This is a genomic window from Paraburkholderia phymatum STM815 (assembly GCF_000020045.1).
GTDB lineage: Bacteria > Pseudomonadota > Gammaproteobacteria > Burkholderiales > Burkholderiaceae > Paraburkholderia > Paraburkholderia phymatum.
Map to the genome: position 1 here is coordinate 178,256 of NC_010622.1, position 19,121 is coordinate 197,376.

Sequence of the window (19,121 nt, forward strand, 5' to 3'; positions counted from 1 at the left end):
AAAGAAAAAGGCCGCGCGCAACGCACGCGGCCTTTTCATTCATTGGAAGGTCAGCCGCCGATCCCGAGCCGTGCCTTCGCGGTCTCATACTCGTCTTTCAAACGCGCGACGAGATCGGCGACGCTCGGCACGTCGTGCATCAGGCCGACGCCCTGGCCCGCGCCCCAAATATCTTTCCACGCCTTCGCCTTGTCGCTGCCGAAGTTCATCTTCGTCTTGTCCGACTCGGGCAGCGCATCGGGATCGAGGCCCGCGTTCACGATGCTCTCGCGGATGTAGTTGCCGTGCACACCCGTGAACAGGTTCGTGTAGATGATATCGGCGGAATTCGAATGGATGATGGCCTGCTTGTAGCCCTCTACCGCGTGCGCTTCCTTCGTCGCGATGAAGCGCGTGCCCATGTAGGCGAGATCGGCGCCCATCGCCTGCGCGGCGAGAATCGAGCCGCCATTCGCAATCGAACCCGACAGCACGATCGGGCCGTCGAACATGCGCCGCACTTCGCCGACCAGCGCGAACGGCGACGTCGTGCCCGCGTGACCGCCCGCGCCCGCCGCGACGAGGATCAGGCCGTCGACGCCGGCCTCCAGCGCCTTTTGCGCGTGACGCAGATTGATCACGTCATGCAGCACGATGCCGCCATAGCTGTGCACGGCATCGACGATTTCCTTCGCAGGCGCACGCAGGCTCGTGATGAAAATCGGCACCTTGTGCTCGACGCAGACGCGGATATCGTGTTCGAGCCGCGCATTCGACTGATGCACGATCTGATTGACGGCAATCGGTCCGATGACGGCGTCCGGGTTCGCCGCCTTGTGCTCGGCGAGCGATGCCTGAATTTGCGTCAGCCATTCGTCGAGCAGTTCGGCGGGGCGGGCATTGAGCGCTGGAAACGAGCCGACGATCCCGGCCTTGCACTGAGCGAGCACGAGTTCCGGATAGCTGACGATGAACATCGGCGAAGCGACGACGGGCAAGCTAAGGTGCTGCAGGACGGCGGGCAATGCCATGATGCGGGTCTCCTGATCGACATGCCGGTGCATCCGATGCCCGGCGATATGAGTGTAGCGGCTGCTGTTCGCGGCTTCCGGCCCAGACAGGCGCACCAATTAAGAACGATCGTTCGATTATAGGGGACTCCCGGCTGCGGTGCCTGCGGATCGCCGTTCGAAGGAGAGTTCAGGTTCTAGGAAAGCGTGGGTTAGCACACTCGCGGCGATATCCACGCCTTCTACAATGCCCAGACTTACAACGAGAGCGAGACCTGACATGCCCTTCGCAGACTTCACCCCGTTTCGGTTCACGGCTGGGGACGTCGATATTTTCGGAGTCAAGGGCGGAGCGGGGCCGCCTTTGCTGCTGCTGCACGGTCACCCGCAGACCCACCTGATCTGGCATCGATGTGCGTCGCAGCTCGCCGGGCATTTCACGGTCATCGCGACGGACCTGCGCGGCTACGGCGCGTCGGCGAAACCGCCGAGCGACGCGACACACGCACCGTATTCAAAACGTGCGATGGCCGCCGATCAGGTCGCGGTGATGCGTCATTTCGGTTACGAGCGCTTTCTCGTCTGCGCGCACGACCGTGGCGCGCGCGTCGCACACCGGATGGCGCTCGATTTCCCCGATTTCGTCGAACGCCTGATGCTGCTCGACATTGCGCCGACGCTCGCCATGTACGAAGCTACCGACCGCGCCTTCGCGACGGCCTATTTCCACTGGTTTTTTCTGATCCAACCCGAGCCGCTGCCGGAGACGCTCATCGAAGGCAATCCCGATGTCTACGTCGACCGTGTGATGGGCAGCCGTGCGGCAGGCCTCGCGCCATTCGCGCCCGCAGTGCTCGCCGAGTATCGCAATGCGTTGCGGCAACCGGGCGCCGTGCACGCGATGTGCGAGGATTATCGTGCGTCGGCGACCATCGACCTCGAGCATGATCGTGCGGCTGTCGAGCGCGGTCACAAGATCGCGTGTCCGGTACGCGTGCTGTGGGGCGCGCAAGGTGTGATCGAGCGTTGCTTCGAGCCGATGGCCGAATGGCGCAAGGTCGCGCGCGATGTCAGCGGACGCTCGCTGGCCTGTGGGCATTACATCCCCGAAGAAGCACCCGGGGAACTCGTGCCGGAAATGCTGTCGTTCTTCGAAGCCGTCGAGCTTTGATTCCCTTCTGCGCCCGTGCCGCCGCCCGTTCAGGCGAGCGGCGGCAGGCGCCGCGATACCGGTGTCGACTTGACGATGGCGGTGCTCGTTTCTGCACGCTCGGTTACCTTCAAGAGGATCTCATCGAGCTGGTCGATCGAGCGCAGATACAGGCGGCAGATGAAACAGTCGTCGCCCGTCACCTTGTCGCATTCGACGAACTCGGGAATCCGCCGTATCACTTCCTCCACCAGATGCAACTGTCCAGGCAGCGGTTTCACCCGCACGATCGCCTGCAGTGTGTAGCCCAGTGCGCGCGGATCGATCTGCACGGTGAATCGTTCGATCACGCCTTGCGTGTTGAGACGCCGCAAGCGGTCCGCCGTCGCAGGCGCCGACAGGCCGACATGGCGCGCTAGCTCGCTGATGGGCTGGCGCGCGTCGTCGGCGAGGCTCGCGAGCAGCATGCGATCGGTGTCGTCGAGCGTCGCGGGCGCGGGCGCTCGTTTTTCGGCACCAGTAAGGTTTTTTGGCATATCGACCTTCACATTCAAGGCAAACTCGTAGAATCGCCTTATTTTAGCTATGTATCATGGACTTCCGATTAATTACACTGACGTCAGAGGTGATTCTTCGTGGAGACCGCGATGACGACAGGTAATGAAGTGCGGCAAGGCGCGTTCGAGATGACGCTCGCGATGCTGATGTCGGGAACGATCGGCTGGCTGGTTGTTTCTTCGCAGCAATCAGCGCTCAACGTCGCCTTCTTCCGATGCCTGTTCGGCGGCGCAACCTTGCTGCTGATTTGCGCGGCGCGCGGGCTGCTCGCACGCAAGCTGTTCTCGTGGAAGATGATCGCGCTCGCGACGCTCGGCAGCGCGGCCATCGTCGCGAACTGGGTGTTGCTGTTCGCCGCTTACTCGCGCGCGTCGATATCGATGGCGACGACGGTCTACAGCACGCAGCCGTTCATGCTCGTCGCGCTGGGGGCGCTGGTGTTTCGCGAACGCGTGACGGCGTCGACGGTCGTGTGGCTGCTGATCGCGTTCATCGGCCTCGTGTTCGTCGTGAAAGTCGAGCCGGCTGTGCTGGCTGTGCCGGGGCAATATCTGCAGGGCGTGGCATACGCGGTCGGCGCAGCGTTCCTGTATGCCGTCTCGTCGATCATCACAAAGCACTTGAAGAACACGCCGCCGCACCTTATCGCACTGATCACCGTGGCGACGGGCGTCGTCGTGCTCGCTCCGTCCGTGCAGTACGATGCGTTGCCATCAACGGGCATGCATTGGCTGCAACTCGTCACGCTCGGTGTCGTGAACACCGGGATCATGTACGTGCTGCTGTATGGCGCGATCCAGAAGCTGCCGACGGCGATGACGGGCGCACTGTCTTTCATCTATCCGGTCGTGGCCATCATCGTGGACCGCGTCGCCTTCGGCCAAAAGCTCGCGTGGATTCAGGTGCTTGGCGCCGTACTGATCCTTCTCGCGGCGGCGGGCGTGAATCTCGGCTGGCGCATCGTGCCCGCGCGGCGCTACTCGATATAACGGTAGTTCATACCGATAGTACGGATTCCGAATAAGGCATCAGGCCGAACGTTAAAGATTCTGTAGGGAAATCACCGATGCGTTCGAAAGGTGCGCGCAGGTATTATTTCTTCGACGCTGATCACGTCAATATCATTGTGCCGCTCGAACTGAAAGCCGAGCGGCTTTCTTTTTGCAGGTCCGTTCGCGATGCAGCCCGTGCTGTTGCTCAATGCGGCGTCGTTTCGCAAATCATTCGGCGCGCGCACTGATTCGCTCGCCATCGAACCGTAACGGACCGCTATCCGCAGCCAATCCTTCGACCATTTCACGCAACAGCGCGGGCCATGCACTCCGCGGCTTCAGCATCGACGCGGCGGCTCGCATCACGCTCGCTTCATCGACCATGCGAAGTAATGCTGCGAAAGACATTGCGCCCGCGTCAAGCAGCTTGAACACGATCAGCACTTTCAGCGCGTTCTTCGCGTTGCGTGATGGATCGGCGCGCAGCCACGCCACACGCGACAGCGCGCGGTCGAGCGCGGCGTGCACGTCCGAAAATGGCGCACCGTGGCCGGGAATCACCGTTTTCACATCGAGCGTGCCGATCAATTCGAGCACGGCCTGCTGCTCGGCGAAACCGCTTTCGCCGTCGAGTTCGGGAAAGATTACGCCGAAGCCGTTTTGCCACAACGCGTCCGCGCTGATCAGCAATTGATGTTCGGCGCAGTAAAGCATCAGCGAATGCGGATCATGACCGGGCGCGCCAAGCACGTCCCAGACGAGCGCGCCGAGCGTCAGGCGCGTGCCAGGCTCAATCGTGCCGGAAAATGCGAAACGCGGGCATAACTGGCCTGTCGCGCGGAACGTCAGGCGCGTTTCGTCCCATGCATGCACGGCATCGGCTTCCGTCGACGGAATCAGCGTTCTGCATGGCCATGTTGCCTGGAGTTGCGCGTTGCCGCCGCAGTGATCCGAATGCAGATGCGTGTTGACAATCAGATCGAGCGGGCGCGCACCTAGCGCATGCCGCACGAGCGCGACCGTCTGTGCCGCATGCGATGCGTAGCCTGTATCGACGAGCGCTGCGCACGCGTCGTCGACGAGCAGCACATTGTTCGACGACAGCCAGCCGCGTTCGAACACGCGTACCGACGCAGGCAGCGCGATCATGCAGCGCCGGCCTGCGTGGCGGGCCTGGGCATCACGAGTATCGTGGACTTGCCGGTCACCACGGTTTCGGCGTGCTGGTTGGCGATGCTACCTTCGAGCTGCGTCAGGTCGCCATTGAGGCTCGCTTTCCAGTACGCGCCCAGGACGCGCCATGTCATTGTCAGCGTGTCGCCGCTATGCACGGCTTTTTTCAACTTGATGTCGAACTCGAGTCCGAGCGGTTGCGCGTAAGTGGAAAAGTGCGTGGCGAGCAGCGCCATGAAATGCGCGGTCGGCTGCGTGCCCGAAGCGATCAATCCGCCGAATCGGCTTTGCGCCGCGTAAGTCTCATCGTGATGCAGCGGATTCAGATCGTTGACCGTGGTGGCGAACGATTTGATCGATTCGGACGAGAGCGTGAGCGTCGCGCCGAACGTCTCGCCGATCGTGACGACGCGCGGCGGCGTATTCATGTCTTCGCCTCGCGCCTGTCTGCGTGCTTCGACTTGATGCCGGCGTGACGCGCTTCGATTTCATCCCAGACCGCGCGCTTTGCCGCGTCGTCGAACGAAGACCAGTTCGCGATCTCGTCGATCGTGCGCAAGCAGCCTTCGCACAGGTTCGTGGCCTTATCCATCCGGCACACGTTGATGCAGGGCGACGGAACGGGCGCGATGCCGGGCGCCGTGGATTGCGTGCGAGCGGTGCAGGCCGTCATGCCGTTTCGCGCAAGGCGATCTCGACGACAGGCGCGTCCGTCAGCGCGGCCAGTTCCTGCGGCGTCAGATTGAACACTGCGTGCGGATGTCCGGCGGCAGCCCACAGGCTATCGAGTGTGAAGAGATCGGCGTCGATCAGCGTGACGGGCGGTGTTGCATGACCGATCGGGCACACGCCGCCGATTGCATAGCCTGTCTTCTCGCGCACGAACTTCGCGTCCGCGCGCGCGATGTCGCCGACTTGCGCTGCGACCTTCTTTTCGTCGACGCGATTCGCCCCGCTCGCGACGATCAGCACGGGCGCATCGTCTTCGCGGCGGCGAAACAGAATCGACTTGGCGATCTGCGCAATCGAGCAGCCGAGACCCGCCGCTGCCTCAGCCGACGTCTTGCCCGTTTCCGGCAGCATCACGACATGTCCGGCGTGGCCGCGCTCGCGCAGCAACATCGCGACGCGCCGGGCCGAATCGGGCAGCGCGTCCAGTTCGGGGGTGTGAGAGGGTTGTCGTACGGTTGCGTTATCCGACATGTTGTTCGTTCCTGAGATGAATCAAACGCAGTTGGTCTTTTCGCTGCGCGCCTTCGCCAGCAGCGCCTTCCCCGCGCGCGACACGTTCGGCCGGCCGATCGAGGTCGAGATGAAATCGCCGATCTCGACGACTTGCGCGAGATCGATGCCCGTGTCGATACCGAGGCCGTTCATGAGATACAGCACGTCCTCCGTCGCGACATTGCCCGTCGCGCCCTTGGCGTACGGACAGCCGCCTAGCCCCGCCACCGACGCATGATAGATCTCGATGCCTTCCTGCAACGCCGCATAGATGTTCGCGAGCGCCTGGCCGTAGGTGTCGTGGAAATGACCCGACAGACGCTCGCGCGGGAATACTTGCGTGACGGCGGCGAATACTTCGCGCGTGCGCTTGGGCGTGCCGACACCGATCGTGTCGGCGATATCGATCTCGTCGCAGCCGAGGGCTGCAAAGCGCTCGACCACGTCGACCACGGACGCAACGGGCACTTCGCCCTGGTACGGACAGCCGAGCGAGCAGGACACGCTGCCGCGAATGCGGATGCCTTTCTCCTTTGCGGCTTGCGCGACGGGCACGAAGCGCTCGATGCTTTCGGCGATGCTGCAATTGATGTTCTTCTGCGAGAACGCTTCGCTGGCCGCACCGAAGATCACGATCTCGTCGGCGTGCGCGGCGACGGCGCCTTCGAAGCCACGCAGGTTCGGCGTCAGCACCGAGTAAATGGTGCCCGGACGGCGCGCGATGCCTGCCATCACATCGGCGCCGTCGGCCATCTGCGGCACCCATTTCGGCGACACGAACGACGCCGCCTCGACATTGCGGAAGCCAGCCGCCGACAGTCGGTTGATCAGCTCGATCTTGACCTCCGTCGGCACGAATTCCTTTTCGTTCTGCAGTCCGTCACGCGGACCGACTTCGACGATCTTCACTGCTTGTGGCATGGCCATGTTTGTCTCCTGTTGGCGGGCATCGGCGGCACGGCGCGGACTGTCGTCCTGCGCAAATCACACGATGCCAGCTTGCTTGTCTGTCCGGCTGTAGGCGTAATCTGCTTTGGCCGTCGTTAATATCCACGCTCGATATCGACGATTCCACCGATCGGCTCGCCGCGCATCAACGCTCCGATTTTTTGCGCTATTTGCACGACGCTCTCTTCGCGCAGCGTCAGCGCCGAGATATGCGGCGTGATCGCGATGCGCGGGTGCGTCCAGAACGGATGCTGCGCGGGAAGCGGCTCTTCCACGAATACATCGAGCGTGGCCGCAGCAATCTGTCCTTGCTCCAAAGCGTCGAGCAAGTCCTGCTCGACAAGATGCGCGCCGCGGGCGATGTTCACAAGATACGCGCCGTGTGCCAGCTTCGACAGATTGCGCGCGTTCAGCACGCCATTCGTGTCGGGCGTATGCGGCAGCAGGTTGACGAGCACCTTGACGCCATTGAGGAACGCATCGAATTGCGTTTCGCCGGCGAAGGTGTCGACGCCTTCTATCTCGCGAGCACTGCGGCTAAAGCCTCGCACGGGAAAGCCGAGCGACACGAGCGACTTCGCCACATGCGAGCCGAGCACACCCAGGCCGAGCACACCGACCGTGAATGTTTCTCGCGCGTGCGGTTCGAGCACATGCCAGCGGCGCTCCGCTTTCAGCCGGTCGTATTCGTCGAAGCGGCGCATGTAGCGCAGCACGGCGTGTCCGACGTACTCGGACATTTGCTGCGCCATACCCGTATCTTCCAGCCGCACCAGTTGCGCATTGCGCGGCAGTGTGCCGGGATGATCGCGCTCGAGCTTCAGGATGGCGTCGACGCCCGCGCCGAGATTAAAGATCGCGCGCAGATCGGTGCGGCCGGCGAGCATGTCGCGCGGCGGCTTCCAGACGATGGCGATGTCGGCGGGCGCGTCGTCGCCCGCTTGCCAGACGCGCAGATCGGCTCCGGGTAGCGCGCGCGACAGGTCGCGCAGCCATGCGTCAGCGTCGGATTGCGGTGTGTAGTACAGGACTTTCATGCGTGACCGTTGAGCGTTGCCGTCGAGCCCCGCGTCGATTCATCGAGGGCTGCTTTTATGGACAGGCTTCATTCTACTTTTTCGCAGCCGGTCGCGCGCGCAGCCGCCGGCGAAGCGCGGTAAAGACGGACATGCGCGCGCCCGCGCGGTGGCACGGCGATATACAAAGCAGGAAAAATTGGTTCGGGGCAGGCGCCGCCCACGCGACAATGATTTCCAGGTTCCCCTAGCGAGAAAATAATCATGTTTTCGTGCACCCGATCGATCTGGCCGCCGCGGCTCGTGACCGTGCCGGGCTTGCACGGCAGCGAAGGCGCGCATTGGCAAACGTGGCTCGAGCGTCAGTTTCCGCGTTCGTTGCGCGTCGAGCAGGCGGACTGGGACGCACCGAACCTTGGGCAATGGGCGCAGGCCGTGCGGGACCTGCTGGCGCGCGAGCGCGGTCCGTTCGTGCTTGCCGCGCATAGTTTCGGCTGCCTTGCGACTGCGCATGCGTTGCAGCAAGGCGTGCCGGCCGCCGATATTGCTGGCGTGCTATTCGTGGCGCCCGCGAGCCCGAAGAAGTTCGAGTATGCGGGTGCATTCGATGCGCGCCGTCTTGGCGTGCCTTCCATTCTGATCGGCAGCGAGACCGACCCGTGGATGCCGCTTGCGGGCGCACGTGAACTAGCAACGCATCTGGGCAGCGCCTTCGTCAATCTTGGCGATGCGGGCCATATCAACACGGCGGCGGGCTATGGCCCTTGGCCTCGCGCGAAGTACCTGGTCGATACGCTTGCGCATTGCGCGGCGCCGCTGCGCTTCCAGGACGAAGGCGAGGAACTTGCTACGCAGGTATTCAGCTAACGCCGGTGGAGGGATGCCGCGACATCAGATCCAGTGAAAGCCCTTCGCGAGCATGCCCGCGAGCGCGAAGTTTGCTGCCCACAGCAAACGGCATTCGGTGCGCATGGAGGTTTCAAGCGCACTGAACCGCGCGTCCATCTTCGCTTCGAGCTGACGTAACCGCTCGTCGACATAAGTCTTCAACTCGCGCACTTCCCGTTTGAGGTCTGCGAGATCCTGGAGAATGTGTTCGATCGTGGTTTCAGCCCGGGCCATGCTTGCCTCCATGTTGACACCGCCGTGATGAGTCGAAGCGTGTGAAAGCGACGCTTCGCAAGAGGTTTTTCTAACGTTTCCATTGGCCCTATCCTAAGCAAATTCTTTCTTAAACAGGGTTCTGTTTGGAACGGAAACCCGACAAACGAATGACGTACAAATCACGTTGTCACGCGACCATCCGTATTCCGTGAGCAACTTGATGAACCGATCGTACGTGTGGCTGACACGTCGGAAAACCTGGCCGGAAGGTATAGGAAGTGCTGCCTGTTTTCCAGGAATCGCAAGAAGCGATCCGATAGAATCGCTGCTCCAGCCGCGTGATGCGGCCATTTGCTTCATCATTGAAAAGCGGGGAAAAGATGGCAGGCAGAGGGGATAAAGCGCGCGGGCTCGCGGCCGGCTTCACGGCTTTGACGCTTGCGCTTGGTGCTGCGCAGAACGCGCATGCGGATGCATCGCTGTTGAACGTGTCGTATGACGTGACGCGCGAGCTCTATAAGGACATCAACACGGCGTTCGTCGCGGCGTACAAGCAGAAGAGCGGTGAGACGGTGGCAATCAGGCAGTCGCACGGCGCTTCAAGTGCGCAGGCGCTGTCGGTGCTGCAAGGCTTGCAGGCCGACGTCGTGACGATGAACCAGCCGAATGATATCGACCTGCTGGCCGAGCGCGGCCATCTCGTTCCCGACAACTGGCGCGCGCGTTTGCCGAACAACAGCGCGCCTTACACGACGACCATGGTGTTCCTCGTGCGCAAGGGCAATCCGAAGCACATCAAGGACTGGGACGATCTGGCGAAGCCTGGCGTGCAGGTTGTGATTCCGAATCCGAAGACGGCGGGTAACGGCCGCTACACGTACCTGGCCGCATGGGGTTACAAGAAACAGAACGGTGCGACGGACGCTCAGGCGCTCGATTTCGAGAAGTCGATCTTCCGCAACGTGCCCGTGCTCGACACGGGCGGCCGCGGCGCGACGACGACGTTTACGCAGCGGGGCATCGGCGACGTGCTGGTGACATTCGAGAACGAGGTGTCGCTGATCGACACGGGCGTGGGTGCGGGCAGCTTCGAGGCCGTGTATCCATCGATCAGCATTCTTGCCGAGCCGCCCGTGACGATCGTGGACAAGGTGGTCGACAAGCGCGGCACGCGCAAGGAAGCGCAGGCGTATCTCGACTATCTGTACACCGCGCCCGCGCAGGAGATCATCGCGCAGCACCACTTGCGTCCGCGTGATCCCGCCGTGCTCGCAAAGCACGCGAGCGAGTTCAAGCCGCTGAAGACGTTCACCGTCGAGCAGGTGTTCGGCAGCTGGCAGAAAGCACAGCAAAGCCATTTCGCAGACGGCGGCACGTTCGATCAGATCATCGTCGACCGGAAGTAAGCGCGGTATCGCGCGAAACGAAAAAGCCGCTTCGACATTCGAAGCGGCTTTTTCGTTGGAGGTGAGCGTAGGGGCGTACGTCGAAGCAACCCGGACAATCGCCCTTACGCAAATGTGTGAACCGGGCGAAACGCTGGCGAACCAAGGCGCAGCGCGGGTGCCAGCTCAATGTCCCTCGCACCCGTGCGAGCACTCACGCTCGGCCGGCATCTGCTGAGCCGCCTCAGCCCGAATCCCAAGTCGCGCTAGCAACTTGCGATCGGCCTCAGCTTGCGGATTGCTGGTAGTCAGCAACTGATCACCATAAAAAATCGAGTTCGCCCCAGCGAGAAAGCACATTGCCTGCAGCGCCTCATCCATCTGCTCGCGGCCCGCGGACAGCCGCACCATCGCTCGCGGCATCGTGATTCGCGCAACGGCAATCGTCCGCACGAACTCGAACGGATCGAGCGCTTCCGTACCCGTGAGCGGCGTGCCTTCGACCTGAACGAGATTGTTGATAGGCACCGACTCCGGATACGGCTCCATATTCGCGAGCTGCGCGATCAGCCCCGCACGCTCGCGACGCGACTCGCCCAGGCCGACGATTCCGCCGCAGCACACGTTGATGCCCGCATCGCGCACATGTTCGAGCGTATCGAGCCGGTCCTGATACGTTCGCGTCGAAATGATCTGGCCATAGAACTCCGGCGATGTATCGAGATTGTGGTTGTAGTAATCGAGACCGGCCTCGCGCAACGCCTGGGCCTGATGCGCTTCGAGCATGCCGAGTGTCACGCACGTTTCGAGACCCATCGACTTCACGCCGCGAATCATGTCCTTGATCGGTTCGAGGTGGCGGTCTTTCGGATTGCGCCACGCGGCGCCCATGCAGAAACGCGTCGCGCCGTTTTCCTTTGCGACGCGCGCGGCGGCCAGCACCTCTTCGACTTCCATCAGCTTTTCAGCCTTCAGCCCGGTCTCGTGATGCACCGATTGCGGACAGTACGCGCAATCTTCTTCGCAGCCGCCCGTCTTGATCGACAACAGGGTGGAAAGTTGTACGGTGTTCGCGTCGAAGTGCTCGCGATGCACCTGTTGCGCGCGAAACAGCAGGTCGTTGAACGGCAGTTCATACAGAGCGGCAACGTCGGCGACCTTCCAGCGCGACGCGGCGGCGTCCGCGGCTGCAGCGGCCTGCGACGGCATGACGGGCAAGGGTGCGGTTTGGATCTGGCTCATGGGGTGGTCCTTGATGATTTGATTTGTCTAAAGCTCTCAGCGCGGCGCGGTACGCAGCGCATGCAACAGTCGGGTGGTGTCGAGATGCGTCGCGGCGACATCGGGCGATGCGGGGCTCAGATGCGGCACGCTGCCGAGCAGCGGCGCGTCGTACTGCCGGGCGAGCCGGTCGCGCAATGTGTCGATGTTCTCGTCGGGGAACAGCATGGCAGGATCGACGCGGTTGGCGACCCAGCCGACGACGCGCAGCCCGCGTGCGGCGATCGCTTCCGCCGTCAGCAGTGCGTGGCTGATGCAGCCGAGGCGCATGCCGACGACGAGCACCACGGGCAGATTCAGTGCAAACGCGAGATCGGCCGTATCGTGCGAATCGGTGAGCGGCACCCGAAAGCCGCCGACGCCTTCTACGACCACGACGTCGGCCATCTGCAGCGCTGCCTCGTGCGCGTCGACGATGCGCGCCATGTCGAGCGTGACGCTTTCGTGCGCGGCGGCGATATGCGGCGCCGCCGGTTCCTTCAGCATGAACGGCGTGCGGATGTCGGGCGGCAACAGCACATTGGCGGCGGCGTCGAGCTGATCGGCGTCTTCATTGTGCAGCACGCCGTTCACCAGCGTTGCGCCCGCCGCGATCGGCTTCATCGCGGCCGCGCGCAGGCCGTCGCGCACGAAGCCGCGCAACAGCGCCGCCGACACCAGTGTCTTGCCGATTTCGGTGTCGGTGCCCGTCACGAAGAGAGACAGCGCGGGGCTCATGCGCGTGCCTCCGCCGTCTTCATCAGTGCGTGTTCGAGCTGTTCGAGATCGTTGTGCGAGTGCGCCGCCGACAGCGAGATGCGCAGCCGCGACGTGCCTTCGGGCACGGTCGGCGGACGGATCGCGGGCACCCAGAGGTTCGCGCGATCCAGCGACGCGGCGACGTCGAGCGTCGCCTCGTTCGAGCCGATGATGAGCGGCTGCACGGCCGTGTGCGAATCGACGGGTAGCCACGGCGTGCTTTTGAGCATGTCGCGCGTGAGCGCGATCAGCGAGCGCAGATGCGCGCGCCGGTGCTCGCCTTCGTCGCCACCGATGATGCGCAGGCTCGCCGACACGGCATGCGCCGCCGACGGTACGGACGCCGTCGTGAAGATATACGGGCGCGCGCGCTGCACGAGCCATTCGATCACCGTCTCATGTGCGACGACGAATGCACCCGACACGCCCGCCGCCTTGCCGAGCGTGCCGACCACAATCAGATGCGGCGAGCGCAGCGCGGCTTCCGCAACCGCGCCGCGTCCTTGCGGACCGAGCACGCCGAAACCGTGCGCGTCGTCGACGACGAGCCATGCGCCGTGGTGCTCGGCGAGTTCGAGCAGACGCGCGAGCGGCGCGATGTCGCCGTCCATGCTGAACACAGTGTCGCTGACGATCAGCTTCACGGCGGCATCCGACGCTTCGAGCATGGCGCCCAACGCTTCGGCGTCGGCATGTGGATAGATCTGGATATCGGCACGCGACAGACGCGCGCCGTCGATCAGCGATGCGTGATTCAACGAGTCCGAAAACAGGGTCGTGCCGCGTCCCGCAAGCGCCGTGAGCGTTGCGAGATTTGCCATGTAGCCGGTGCTGAAGTACAGCGCGCGCGGATTGTCGACGAAGCCGCCCGCGAACTCCGCGAGGTCGTCTTCGAGTTGCGCATGGGCGCGCGAATGGCCGCCCAGCAGATGCGAGCCGCCGCTGCCCGCGCCGTAGCGGCGCGCGCCTTCCGTGATGGCCGCGACGAGCAGCGGATGCGCGGCCAGCCCGAGATAGTCGTTGCTTGCGAAGCCGATCATGTTGCGGCCGTCGACGGTCATGTGCGCGGAGCACGGCGAATCGACGGTGCGGCGACGACGGCGCAGGCCGCGCGCGTCGATCTCCTTCAGGCCTTGTTCAAGTGTGTCGAGCAGTTGCATCAGCGCGCCCCCGTCAATGTCGCATCGAAGGTCGCACGCGTGCGCTCGGCGAGCAGCGCGATTTCTTCGTCGTCGAGAATGTACGGCGGCATCAGGTACACCGTCGTGCCGATCGGGCGCAGCAGCAGTTCACGCTGCAACGCGTTTTCGAAGAAGCGGCGCGAGAAGGTTTTCGCGGCATCGGCGTCGTGAACGACGGCATCGAACGCGAAGATGGTGCCGCGCTGACGCAGGTTGCGCACCTGCGCATGTTGCGCGAGCGGTTCGAGCGCGGCGCGCAACGCCGCGGATTTCGTTGCGTTTGCGGCGAGCACGTTGTCGCTCGCGAACAGATCGAGCGTCGCGAGCGCCGCGCGGCACGCAAGCGGATTGCCCGTGTACGAATGCGAATGCAGGAAGCCGCGCGTGGTGTCGTCGTCGTAGAAGGCGGCGTAGATTTCGTCGCGCGACAGCACGATCGACAGCGGCAGATAGCCGCCGCTGATCCCCTTCGACAGACACAGAAAGTCCGGCCATACGCCGGCCTGTTCGCTCGCGAAGAAGGTGCCCGTGCGGCCGCAGCCGACGGCGATTTCGTCGGCGATCAGATGCACGCCGTAGCGGTCGCACAGCGCGCGCAAGCCCGCGATGTACGACGGGTCGTGCATCGCCATGCCCGCTGCGCACTGCACGAGCGGCTCGACGATCAACGCGGCAATGTTGCCGGCGCGCGATTCGAAAAGCGCGCGTACGTCGTCGAGCGCGCGTTGCGCGACCTCGGCGGCCGTTTCGCCCTCGCGTGCGAGACGCGCATCGGGCGACGCAACGACGTGCGCGTTGCGGATCAGCTGGTCGTACGCGTCCTTGAACAGCGCGACATCCGTGACGCCGAGGGCACCGATCGTCTCGCCGTGATAGCTGTTTGCCACGCAGACGAACTCGCGTTTGCCGTCGTAGCCGCGGTTGCGCCACGAATGGAAGCTCATCTTCAGCGCGATTTCGACGGCCGACGCGCCATCCGACGCGAAGAACGCGTGACCGAGGGTGTCCTGCGTGAGCGCGCGAAGGCGTTCGGCGAGTTCGATCGCGGGCTCGTGCGTGCAGCCGGCGAGCATCGCATGCTCTAGCGTGTCGAGTTGGTCTTTCAGCGCGGCGTTGATGCGCGGGTTCGCGTGGCCGAACAGGTTGACCCACCACGAACTGATCGCGTCGAGGTAACGATGTCCCGCGCGATCGTAAAGCCATGCGCCGGCGCCGCGCGAAACGGGCACGAGCGGAACGCGCTCGTGATGCTTCATCTGCGTACAGGGATGCCATACAGCGCGCAGGCTGCGGACGATCCAGTCTTCGGTTGCCTGTGTATTCAAAACTGCTCCGGAACATGAGCCGGGCAAACGCGCGAGCGCGTCGTGCCGGGCGGGCATGTAAAGGGGTAATGCCAACGCGGGGTAATGCCAATGCGGCTGACGAATCGGGACGAGTGACGTCCGCCTGAATCCGGCGACAGAGCGCGTCGTTCGCACAGCCCGTTAGGGCGATCGCGAGCTTTTGCGTGCATCCGACGAGCTGTCGCGTCGCCGCACCGCGAAGCTTTCGCAGCGCGCTCTACGCGGCCGCGGGAGTGAGATTAGCGCGATATACGCTGCAATGCACTATCTGAAAACGTCATGTTTTCAAGGGCTTGCGTGCGATTTTTCGGGGTTGGCGACAGCTCGCGGCAGTTGATTTCGGAAAGACGCAAATGACGGTAGATAGCGACGGCAAAGTCATAGGCCCCTGTGAAAAAAAATCCGGGCATGCGAAGACGTGTCGGTGTGGCGTGCGACGAAAAAACGGCGTAGATCGACGTATGCCTCGACAGGCAGCGAAAGCAAAAACAATCGCCCGCTGCGCAGTATGCGCAACGGGCGATTCAGAGATCAGCGGAGATCAGACGAGGATCAGCGGCTGGCCAGCGCGGGCTTGCTGCCTTCCTTCGAGGAGGAATCAGCGTCTGCGTCGGCCGTTTGAGTCGAGCCGTCCTTCCAGACGACGCTGTCGTTGACGGCGTACAGGCGGCACGGACCGGAGCTCTGTTTCTGGCAGTTGGCGATCGCGACCGACATCGGATCGTCGCCGCCTTCAGCCCACGACCACGCGCCCGAGTCGGACACCGCAAACGCGCGGCTCGGGTACTGATGCAGGAAATTGCGATAACCGGCGCGGCCGGCTTCGTCGACGAACGGCACGGAGTCGACGGCGTCGATCTTGGCGAAATGCGTGGGCGTCGGCTGCGTCGGTTCGGCGACGCGGTACTGGACACCTGTCGGCATGCCGACACGCGCGAGGAACGCTTCGACGGACGGCCACCACACGCGCACGCCGTCGCGATCGCCGACGAGGCGATGCGCGTCGTTCTTGTACGCGCCGAAATCGACCATCTTCGCGTTGACGCCCTTGCCCTCCGTGTTGCGCGTGTAGGCGGTGTACATCTGCGAGACCAGCGTCGACGGCCAGATCGAATCGTTATCGCCGTACAGCCAGAGCGACGGCACGTGCGTGCTCTCGCCATACGTGCGGAACGCGTTCGTCAGATTGCCCTGCCAGTCGGTGCAGGCATCCTGGCGCAAGCCGCCGGAGAAGTTGATCAGGCCGCGCACGCCGGGCGCGGCGTTCGTGCCGTACGCGATGGTCGCGAGGCCGCCGTGCGAGGTGCCCGCTACGACGATATGCTTCGCGTCGACATAGCTTTGCTTCGACATATAGTCGACGGTCGTCGCGACGTCGGCGGCCTGGCTCAGGCCGTTGCGCGTGACGTCGCAGCCGTCTTGCACATACGAGCCGCCCGATTCGGCGAAACCCTGGCGATTCGGCGCGACGACGACATAACCCCGCCGCACGAATTCGCGCGCCAGCGATACGGGGTCGCTGCGCGTCTGCGCGCGCGGATCGCCGTGAATCTTGCCGTGGTTGAATACCACCATCGGGAACGGGCCGGGACCTTCCGGCTTGTAGACGGTCGTTTCGAGCGTGACGTTGCCGTCGGTGTCGACGGGAATGCGGATGATCTGTTCGCTGAGCTTGACGACGGGCAGGTAGCCATCTTCGTCGAGGGCGAGTCGCTGTACCTGGGCGCGACCGAGCGGGCCGGCTTCGGCATCCGCGAGCGGGTCCGCGTGCGCGGCCGTCACGCCACTGGCCAGGAGGGCCGCCGACATCGCACCTACCGACAGAACTTTGCTGAACACCATCCGCTACACCTGCTCTCAAAAGCGCTTGAACCTTCCTGTACGGATTCCGGGGCGGATCCCGCAAGGCTGATTTGGCTACGATCGCACACCAAAACAAGGTCAAAAAAATCTCGCCGATGCGCTGTTCGCGCACGCAGACAGATTAGGACCGCATTGGGATGAACCGAAGCCGGTCGACGCGACCCCACGCGTCGAAGTGAGCGCTTCTCGCGATGCCTCCTGACGCGTGCCCGCTGAACGATCAACGGGCGGTGCGTCGGGACATCCTGCGGGAGCGGTGGTCCGCTACCTCGCTACGGAGCGCTGCAACATCTGTAGGACTCATACTGGCACGACAATTTATATTTGTGCAATTCAGTACAAACCCCTTGCGGCACTATTTGCAGTGTGACAGGCGGATCGACCACGACGGCGCGCGGCTGGCGGGGCAAAGGTGGAAAGAGATTGGATATAAGGGACGTGGCGCCGATCCAACACCTTGTTTTTTCTATAGAAATGACCCTTGTTCGGCTTTTTTGGCGGGTATTCACGACGTTGTTGCAGTGCAATCGGAAAGGCGGCGTCAGCGATCGCTCACATCGCCGTCGACGTAGCGCCAGCGCGCGTCTTCACCCCGCGTGAAGCGGCTGCATTCGTGCAGCCGATGCGCGCGACCGCCCGCTTTATAGCGCGCGACGAACTCCACTTCGGCGTGCGTATCGTCGAGCGGCGAGAAGCGCTTGATCTGCAGACCTAGCCAGCGCGGTGCGTCGGGCGCGCTGATATCGATGTCCAGATCGGCGGGGCAAGTTTGCGGCGCCCACGTGTCGCGCAAATAATGGGATTCGCCGAGCACGTACGCGCTATAGCGCGAGCGCATCAGTTCGAGCGCGTTCGGCGCCGCTGCGCCTCCGTCGATATACCGTCCGCAGCAGTCCGAGAAACGCGGCGGTTTGTCGGTGTTACGCCGGTTCGGCGCAGCACCGCCGCAGGGGCATTCGACAGGACGTTGTTTCGCTGATGCAGTCATGAAAGATCGAAGAAAGGTTTAGCTCAGTCCACGGGCGATCAGAATCTTCTGGATATCGCTGGTGCCTTCATAGATCTGGCACACGCGAACGTCGCGATAAATACGTTCGACGGGAAAGTCGCTCAAATAGCCGTAGCCGCCGTGAATCTGCAGCGCAGCCGAACAGATGCGCTCCGCCGCTTCGGAGGCGAACAGTTTCGCCATCGCCGCTTCCGTCAGACAAGGCTGGCCCGCGTCCTTTAGCGAGGCGGCGTGCCAGATGAGCTGACGCGCCGCTTCGAGTTGTGTCGCCATGTCGGCGAGCCGGAACTGCACGGCCTGGTGCGAAAAAAGCGCTTGCCCGAAACTTTCGCGCTCCTTCGCGTACGCGAGCGCGGCTTCAAACGCCGCGCGCGCCATGCCGACGCTCTGCGCGGCAATCCCGATGCGCCCCCCTTCGAGCCCCGACAGCGCGATCCGGTAGCCTTCGCCTTCGGAGCCGATCAGATTCGCGGCAGGCACGCGGCAGTTGTCGAAAACGATCTGCGCGGTATCGGACGAATGCTGCCCGAGCTTCTCTTCGAGCCGCGCGACGAGATAGCCGGGTGTCTCTGTCGGCACGATGAACGCGCTGATGCCGCGTTTGCCCGCGTTTTTGTCGGTGACGGCCATCACGATCGCGACGTTGCCGTTCTTGCCGCTCGTGATGAACTGCTTCACGCCGTTGAGCATGTAGCCGTCGCCGTCGCGGGTGGCGGTGGTGCGCAACGCCGAGGCATCCGAGCCCGCCTGCGGTTCCGTCAGACAAAAGGCGCCGAGCATTTCGCCGCGGGCCAGCGGCGTGAGCCAGTCGCGCTTCTGCTGCTCGTTGCCGTATGTCAGCAAAATGCTGCAGACGGGGCAGTTGTTGACCGAGATGGCCGTCGACGTGCCGCCGTCGCCCGCTGCGATTTCTTCCAGAATCAACGCGAGCGCGAGTGCGTCGAGCCCGGCGCCGCCGTATTCCTCCGGAACAAGCACACCGTACGCGCCGAGTTCAGCAAGCTGGCGATGCGCGTCGGCGGGAAATATGCGCTCGCGGTCCCATTGCGCCGCATTCGGCGCCACGGCTTCACGCACGAAAGTGCGCACCGCATCGCGGATCATCAAGTGGTCCTGATCGAGCAACATGCGGGTCTCCTGAATGTCTTTTTTCGTTTGATCGAA

At 63.3% G+C, this 19,121-nt stretch carries 21 protein-coding genes; 5 read left to right on the forward strand and 16 right to left on the reverse strand.

Annotated features, from left to right (window positions below; genetic code table 11):
- Positions 1-50: 50 nt before the first annotated feature.
- Positions 51-1,010, reverse strand: coding sequence for an NAD(P)H-dependent flavin oxidoreductase (locus tag BPHY_RS00780; protein WP_012399579.1), 960 nt, complete (start codon positions 1,008-1,010; stop codon positions 51-53).
- A 259-nt stretch (positions 1,011-1,269) separates the two neighbouring features.
- On the opposite strand from BPHY_RS00780, the gene BPHY_RS00785 reads away from it, so the two are divergent.
- Positions 1,270-2,160 (forward strand): alpha/beta fold hydrolase, encoded by an 891-nt coding sequence (locus BPHY_RS00785; protein ID WP_012399580.1) that lies wholly within the window; start codon positions 1,270-1,272, stop codon positions 2,158-2,160.
- A gap of 29 nt (positions 2,161-2,189) precedes the next feature.
- Here the strand turns inward: BPHY_RS00785 and BPHY_RS00790 are convergent, their stop codons facing one another.
- Entirely contained in the window at positions 2,190-2,675 is a 486-nt protein-coding gene (locus BPHY_RS00790; protein WP_012399581.1) for an Lrp/AsnC family transcriptional regulator, read from the reverse strand.
- A gap of 111 nt (positions 2,676-2,786) precedes the next feature.
- On the opposite strand from BPHY_RS00790, the gene BPHY_RS00795 reads away from it, so the two are divergent.
- Together BPHY_RS00795 and BPHY_RS41590 are read left to right on the forward strand one after the other, a co-directional pair.
- Positions 2,787-3,686, forward strand: coding sequence for a DMT family transporter (locus BPHY_RS00795; protein WP_012399582.1), 900 nt, complete (start codon positions 2,787-2,789; stop codon positions 3,684-3,686).
- 77 nt (positions 3,687-3,763) lie between these two features.
- A complete protein-coding gene (locus BPHY_RS41590) occupies positions 3,764-3,937 on the forward strand; it encodes a hypothetical protein (protein ID WP_157686499.1) in 174 nt (57 codons plus the stop codon).
- Here the strand turns inward: BPHY_RS41590 and BPHY_RS00800 are convergent.
- From BPHY_RS00800 to BPHY_RS00825, 6 genes are all read right to left on the reverse strand, one after another.
- Positions 3,918-4,838: an MBL fold metallo-hydrolase gene (locus BPHY_RS00800; RefSeq protein ID WP_012399583.1), complete on the reverse strand. Its 921-nt coding sequence runs from the start codon at positions 4,836-4,838 to the stop codon at positions 3,918-3,920. The two genes, BPHY_RS41590 and BPHY_RS00800, sit on opposite strands and share 20 nt — an antisense overlap.
- Positions 4,835-5,290 carry a MaoC family dehydratase gene (locus BPHY_RS00805; protein ID WP_012399584.1) on the reverse strand — a complete coding sequence of 152 codons (456 nt, stop codon included), beginning with the start codon at positions 5,288-5,290 and terminating at the stop codon, positions 4,835-4,837. Before BPHY_RS00805 ends, BPHY_RS00800 begins: the two co-directional genes overlap by 4 nt.
- Positions 5,287-5,535 carry a DUF1289 domain-containing protein gene (locus BPHY_RS00810; protein WP_012399585.1) on the reverse strand — a complete coding sequence of 83 codons (249 nt, stop codon included), beginning with the start codon at positions 5,533-5,535 and terminating at the stop codon, positions 5,287-5,289. The genes BPHY_RS00805 and BPHY_RS00810 overlap by 4 nt, the downstream gene beginning before the upstream one ends.
- The gene (locus BPHY_RS00815; protein WP_012399586.1) at positions 5,532-6,065 is read right to left on the reverse strand and encodes a YbaK/EbsC family protein; all 534 of its coding nucleotides are present in this window, start codon (positions 6,063-6,065) and stop codon (positions 5,532-5,534) included. Before BPHY_RS00815 ends, BPHY_RS00810 begins: the two co-directional genes overlap by 4 nt.
- A 21-nt stretch (positions 6,066-6,086) precedes the next feature.
- Positions 6,087-7,013, reverse strand: coding sequence for a hydroxymethylglutaryl-CoA lyase (locus tag BPHY_RS00820; protein WP_012399587.1), 927 nt, complete (start codon positions 7,011-7,013; stop codon positions 6,087-6,089).
- A gap of 116 nt (positions 7,014-7,129) precedes the next feature.
- Positions 7,130-8,071 carry a 2-hydroxyacid dehydrogenase gene (locus BPHY_RS00825; protein WP_012399588.1) on the reverse strand — a complete coding sequence of 314 codons (942 nt, stop codon included), beginning with the start codon at positions 8,069-8,071 and terminating at the stop codon, positions 7,130-7,132.
- A 243-nt stretch (positions 8,072-8,314) separates the two neighbouring features.
- Between BPHY_RS00825 and BPHY_RS00830 the strand changes: the two genes are divergently transcribed.
- Positions 8,315-8,917 (forward strand): RBBP9/YdeN family alpha/beta hydrolase, encoded by a 603-nt coding sequence (locus BPHY_RS00830; protein WP_012399589.1) that lies wholly within the window; start codon positions 8,315-8,317, stop codon positions 8,915-8,917.
- Between the two features lie 24 nt (positions 8,918-8,941).
- Here BPHY_RS00830 and BPHY_RS00835 read toward each other — a convergent pair whose 3' ends face one another.
- Complete coding sequence (locus BPHY_RS00835; RefSeq protein WP_012399590.1) at positions 8,942-9,172, reverse strand: hypothetical protein; 231 nt, start codon at positions 9,170-9,172, stop codon at positions 8,942-8,944.
- Positions 9,173-9,534: 362 nt separating this feature from the next.
- Between BPHY_RS00835 and BPHY_RS00840 the strand changes: the two genes are divergently transcribed.
- Positions 9,535-10,560: a sulfate ABC transporter substrate-binding protein gene (locus tag BPHY_RS00840; RefSeq protein WP_012399591.1), complete on the forward strand. Its 1,026-nt coding sequence runs from the start codon at positions 9,535-9,537 to the stop codon at positions 10,558-10,560.
- A 165-nt stretch (positions 10,561-10,725) separates the two neighbouring features.
- On the opposite strand, the gene bioB is transcribed toward BPHY_RS00840, so the two are convergent.
- The 7 genes from bioB to BPHY_RS00875 form a co-directional block, all read right to left on the reverse strand.
- Complete coding sequence (bioB, locus tag BPHY_RS00845) at positions 10,726-11,781, reverse strand: biotin synthase BioB (RefSeq protein ID WP_012399592.1); 1,056 nt, start codon at positions 11,779-11,781, stop codon at positions 10,726-10,728.
- A gap of 36 nt (positions 11,782-11,817) precedes the next feature.
- Entirely contained in the window at positions 11,818-12,537 is a 720-nt protein-coding gene (bioD, locus tag BPHY_RS00850; RefSeq protein WP_012399593.1) for a dethiobiotin synthase, read from the reverse strand.
- The gene (bioF, locus tag BPHY_RS00855) at positions 12,534-13,718 is read right to left on the reverse strand and encodes an 8-amino-7-oxononanoate synthase (protein WP_012399594.1); all 1,185 of its coding nucleotides are present in this window, start codon (positions 13,716-13,718) and stop codon (positions 12,534-12,536) included. Before bioF ends, bioD begins: the two co-directional genes overlap by 4 nt.
- The gene (gene bioA, locus BPHY_RS00860; RefSeq protein ID WP_012399595.1) at positions 13,718-15,064 is read right to left on the reverse strand and encodes an adenosylmethionine--8-amino-7-oxononanoate transaminase; all 1,347 of its coding nucleotides are present in this window, start codon (positions 15,062-15,064) and stop codon (positions 13,718-13,720) included. The genes bioF and bioA overlap by 1 nt, the downstream gene beginning before the upstream one ends.
- A gap of 573 nt (positions 15,065-15,637) precedes the next feature.
- Positions 15,638-16,927, reverse strand: coding sequence for a dienelactone hydrolase family protein (locus BPHY_RS00865; protein WP_012399596.1), 1,290 nt, complete (start codon positions 16,925-16,927; stop codon positions 15,638-15,640).
- Positions 16,928-17,489: 562 nt separating this feature from the next.
- Complete coding sequence (locus BPHY_RS00870; protein ID WP_012399597.1) at positions 17,490-17,936, reverse strand: YchJ family protein; 447 nt, start codon at positions 17,934-17,936, stop codon at positions 17,490-17,492.
- Between the two features lie 18 nt (positions 17,937-17,954).
- Positions 17,955-19,085, reverse strand: a complete 1,131-nt coding sequence (locus BPHY_RS00875) for an acyl-CoA dehydrogenase family protein (RefSeq protein ID WP_012399598.1) — start codon at positions 19,083-19,085, stop codon at positions 17,955-17,957.
- Between the last annotated feature and the right edge of the window lie 36 nt (positions 19,086-19,121).

Excerpts from the sequence above, each read along its gene's own strand:
- BPHY_RS00780 (WP_012399579.1), bottom strand. The coding sequence starts at position 1,010 with ATGGCATTGCCCGCCGTCCTGCAGCACCTTAGCTTGCCCGTCGTCGCT.
- BPHY_RS00800 (WP_012399583.1), bottom strand. The coding sequence starts at position 4,838 with ATGATCGCGCTGCCTGCGTCGGTACGCGTGTTCGAACGCGGCTGGCTG.
- BPHY_RS00835 (WP_012399590.1), bottom strand. The coding sequence starts at position 9,172 with ATGGCCCGGGCTGAAACCACGATCGAACACATTCTCCAGGATCTCGCA.
- BPHY_RS00825 (WP_012399588.1), bottom strand. The coding sequence starts at position 8,071 with ATGAAAGTCCTGTACTACACACCGCAATCCGACGCTGACGCATGGCTG.
- BPHY_RS00840 (WP_012399591.1), top strand. The coding sequence starts at position 9,535 with ATGGCAGGCAGAGGGGATAAAGCGCGCGGGCTCGCGGCCGGCTTCACG.
- BPHY_RS00875 (WP_012399598.1), bottom strand. The coding sequence starts at position 19,085 with ATGTTGCTCGATCAGGACCACTTGATGATCCGCGATGCGGTGCGCACT.
- bioB (WP_012399592.1), bottom strand. The coding sequence starts at position 11,781 with ATGAGCCAGATCCAAACCGCACCCTTGCCCGTCATGCCGTCGCAGGCC.
- BPHY_RS00830 (WP_012399589.1), top strand. The coding sequence starts at position 8,315 with ATGTTTTCGTGCACCCGATCGATCTGGCCGCCGCGGCTCGTGACCGTG.
- BPHY_RS00815 (WP_012399586.1), bottom strand. The coding sequence starts at position 6,065 with ATGTCGGATAACGCAACCGTACGACAACCCTCTCACACCCCCGAACTG.
- BPHY_RS00870 (WP_012399597.1), bottom strand. The coding sequence starts at position 17,936 with ATGACTGCATCAGCGAAACAACGTCCTGTCGAATGCCCCTGCGGCGGT.
- BPHY_RS00790 (WP_012399581.1), bottom strand. The coding sequence starts at position 2,675 with ATGCCAAAAAACCTTACTGGTGCCGAAAAACGAGCGCCCGCGCCCGCG.
- BPHY_RS00810 (WP_012399585.1), bottom strand. The coding sequence starts at position 5,535 with ATGACGGCCTGCACCGCTCGCACGCAATCCACGGCGCCCGGCATCGCG.
- BPHY_RS00865 (WP_012399596.1), bottom strand. The coding sequence starts at position 16,927 with ATGGTGTTCAGCAAAGTTCTGTCGGTAGGTGCGATGTCGGCGGCCCTC.
- BPHY_RS00820 (WP_012399587.1), bottom strand. The coding sequence starts at position 7,013 with ATGGCCATGCCACAAGCAGTGAAGATCGTCGAAGTCGGTCCGCGTGAC.
- BPHY_RS00795 (WP_012399582.1), top strand. The coding sequence starts at position 2,787 with ATGACGACAGGTAATGAAGTGCGGCAAGGCGCGTTCGAGATGACGCTC.
- BPHY_RS41590 (WP_157686499.1), top strand. The coding sequence starts at position 3,764 with ATGCGTTCGAAAGGTGCGCGCAGGTATTATTTCTTCGACGCTGATCAC.
- BPHY_RS00785 (WP_012399580.1), top strand. The coding sequence starts at position 1,270 with ATGCCCTTCGCAGACTTCACCCCGTTTCGGTTCACGGCTGGGGACGTC.
- bioF (WP_012399594.1), bottom strand. The coding sequence starts at position 13,718 with ATGCAACTGCTCGACACACTTGAACAAGGCCTGAAGGAGATCGACGCG.
- bioD (WP_012399593.1), bottom strand. The coding sequence starts at position 12,537 with ATGAGCCCCGCGCTGTCTCTCTTCGTGACGGGCACCGACACCGAAATC.
- BPHY_RS00805 (WP_012399584.1), bottom strand. The coding sequence starts at position 5,290 with ATGAATACGCCGCCGCGCGTCGTCACGATCGGCGAGACGTTCGGCGCG.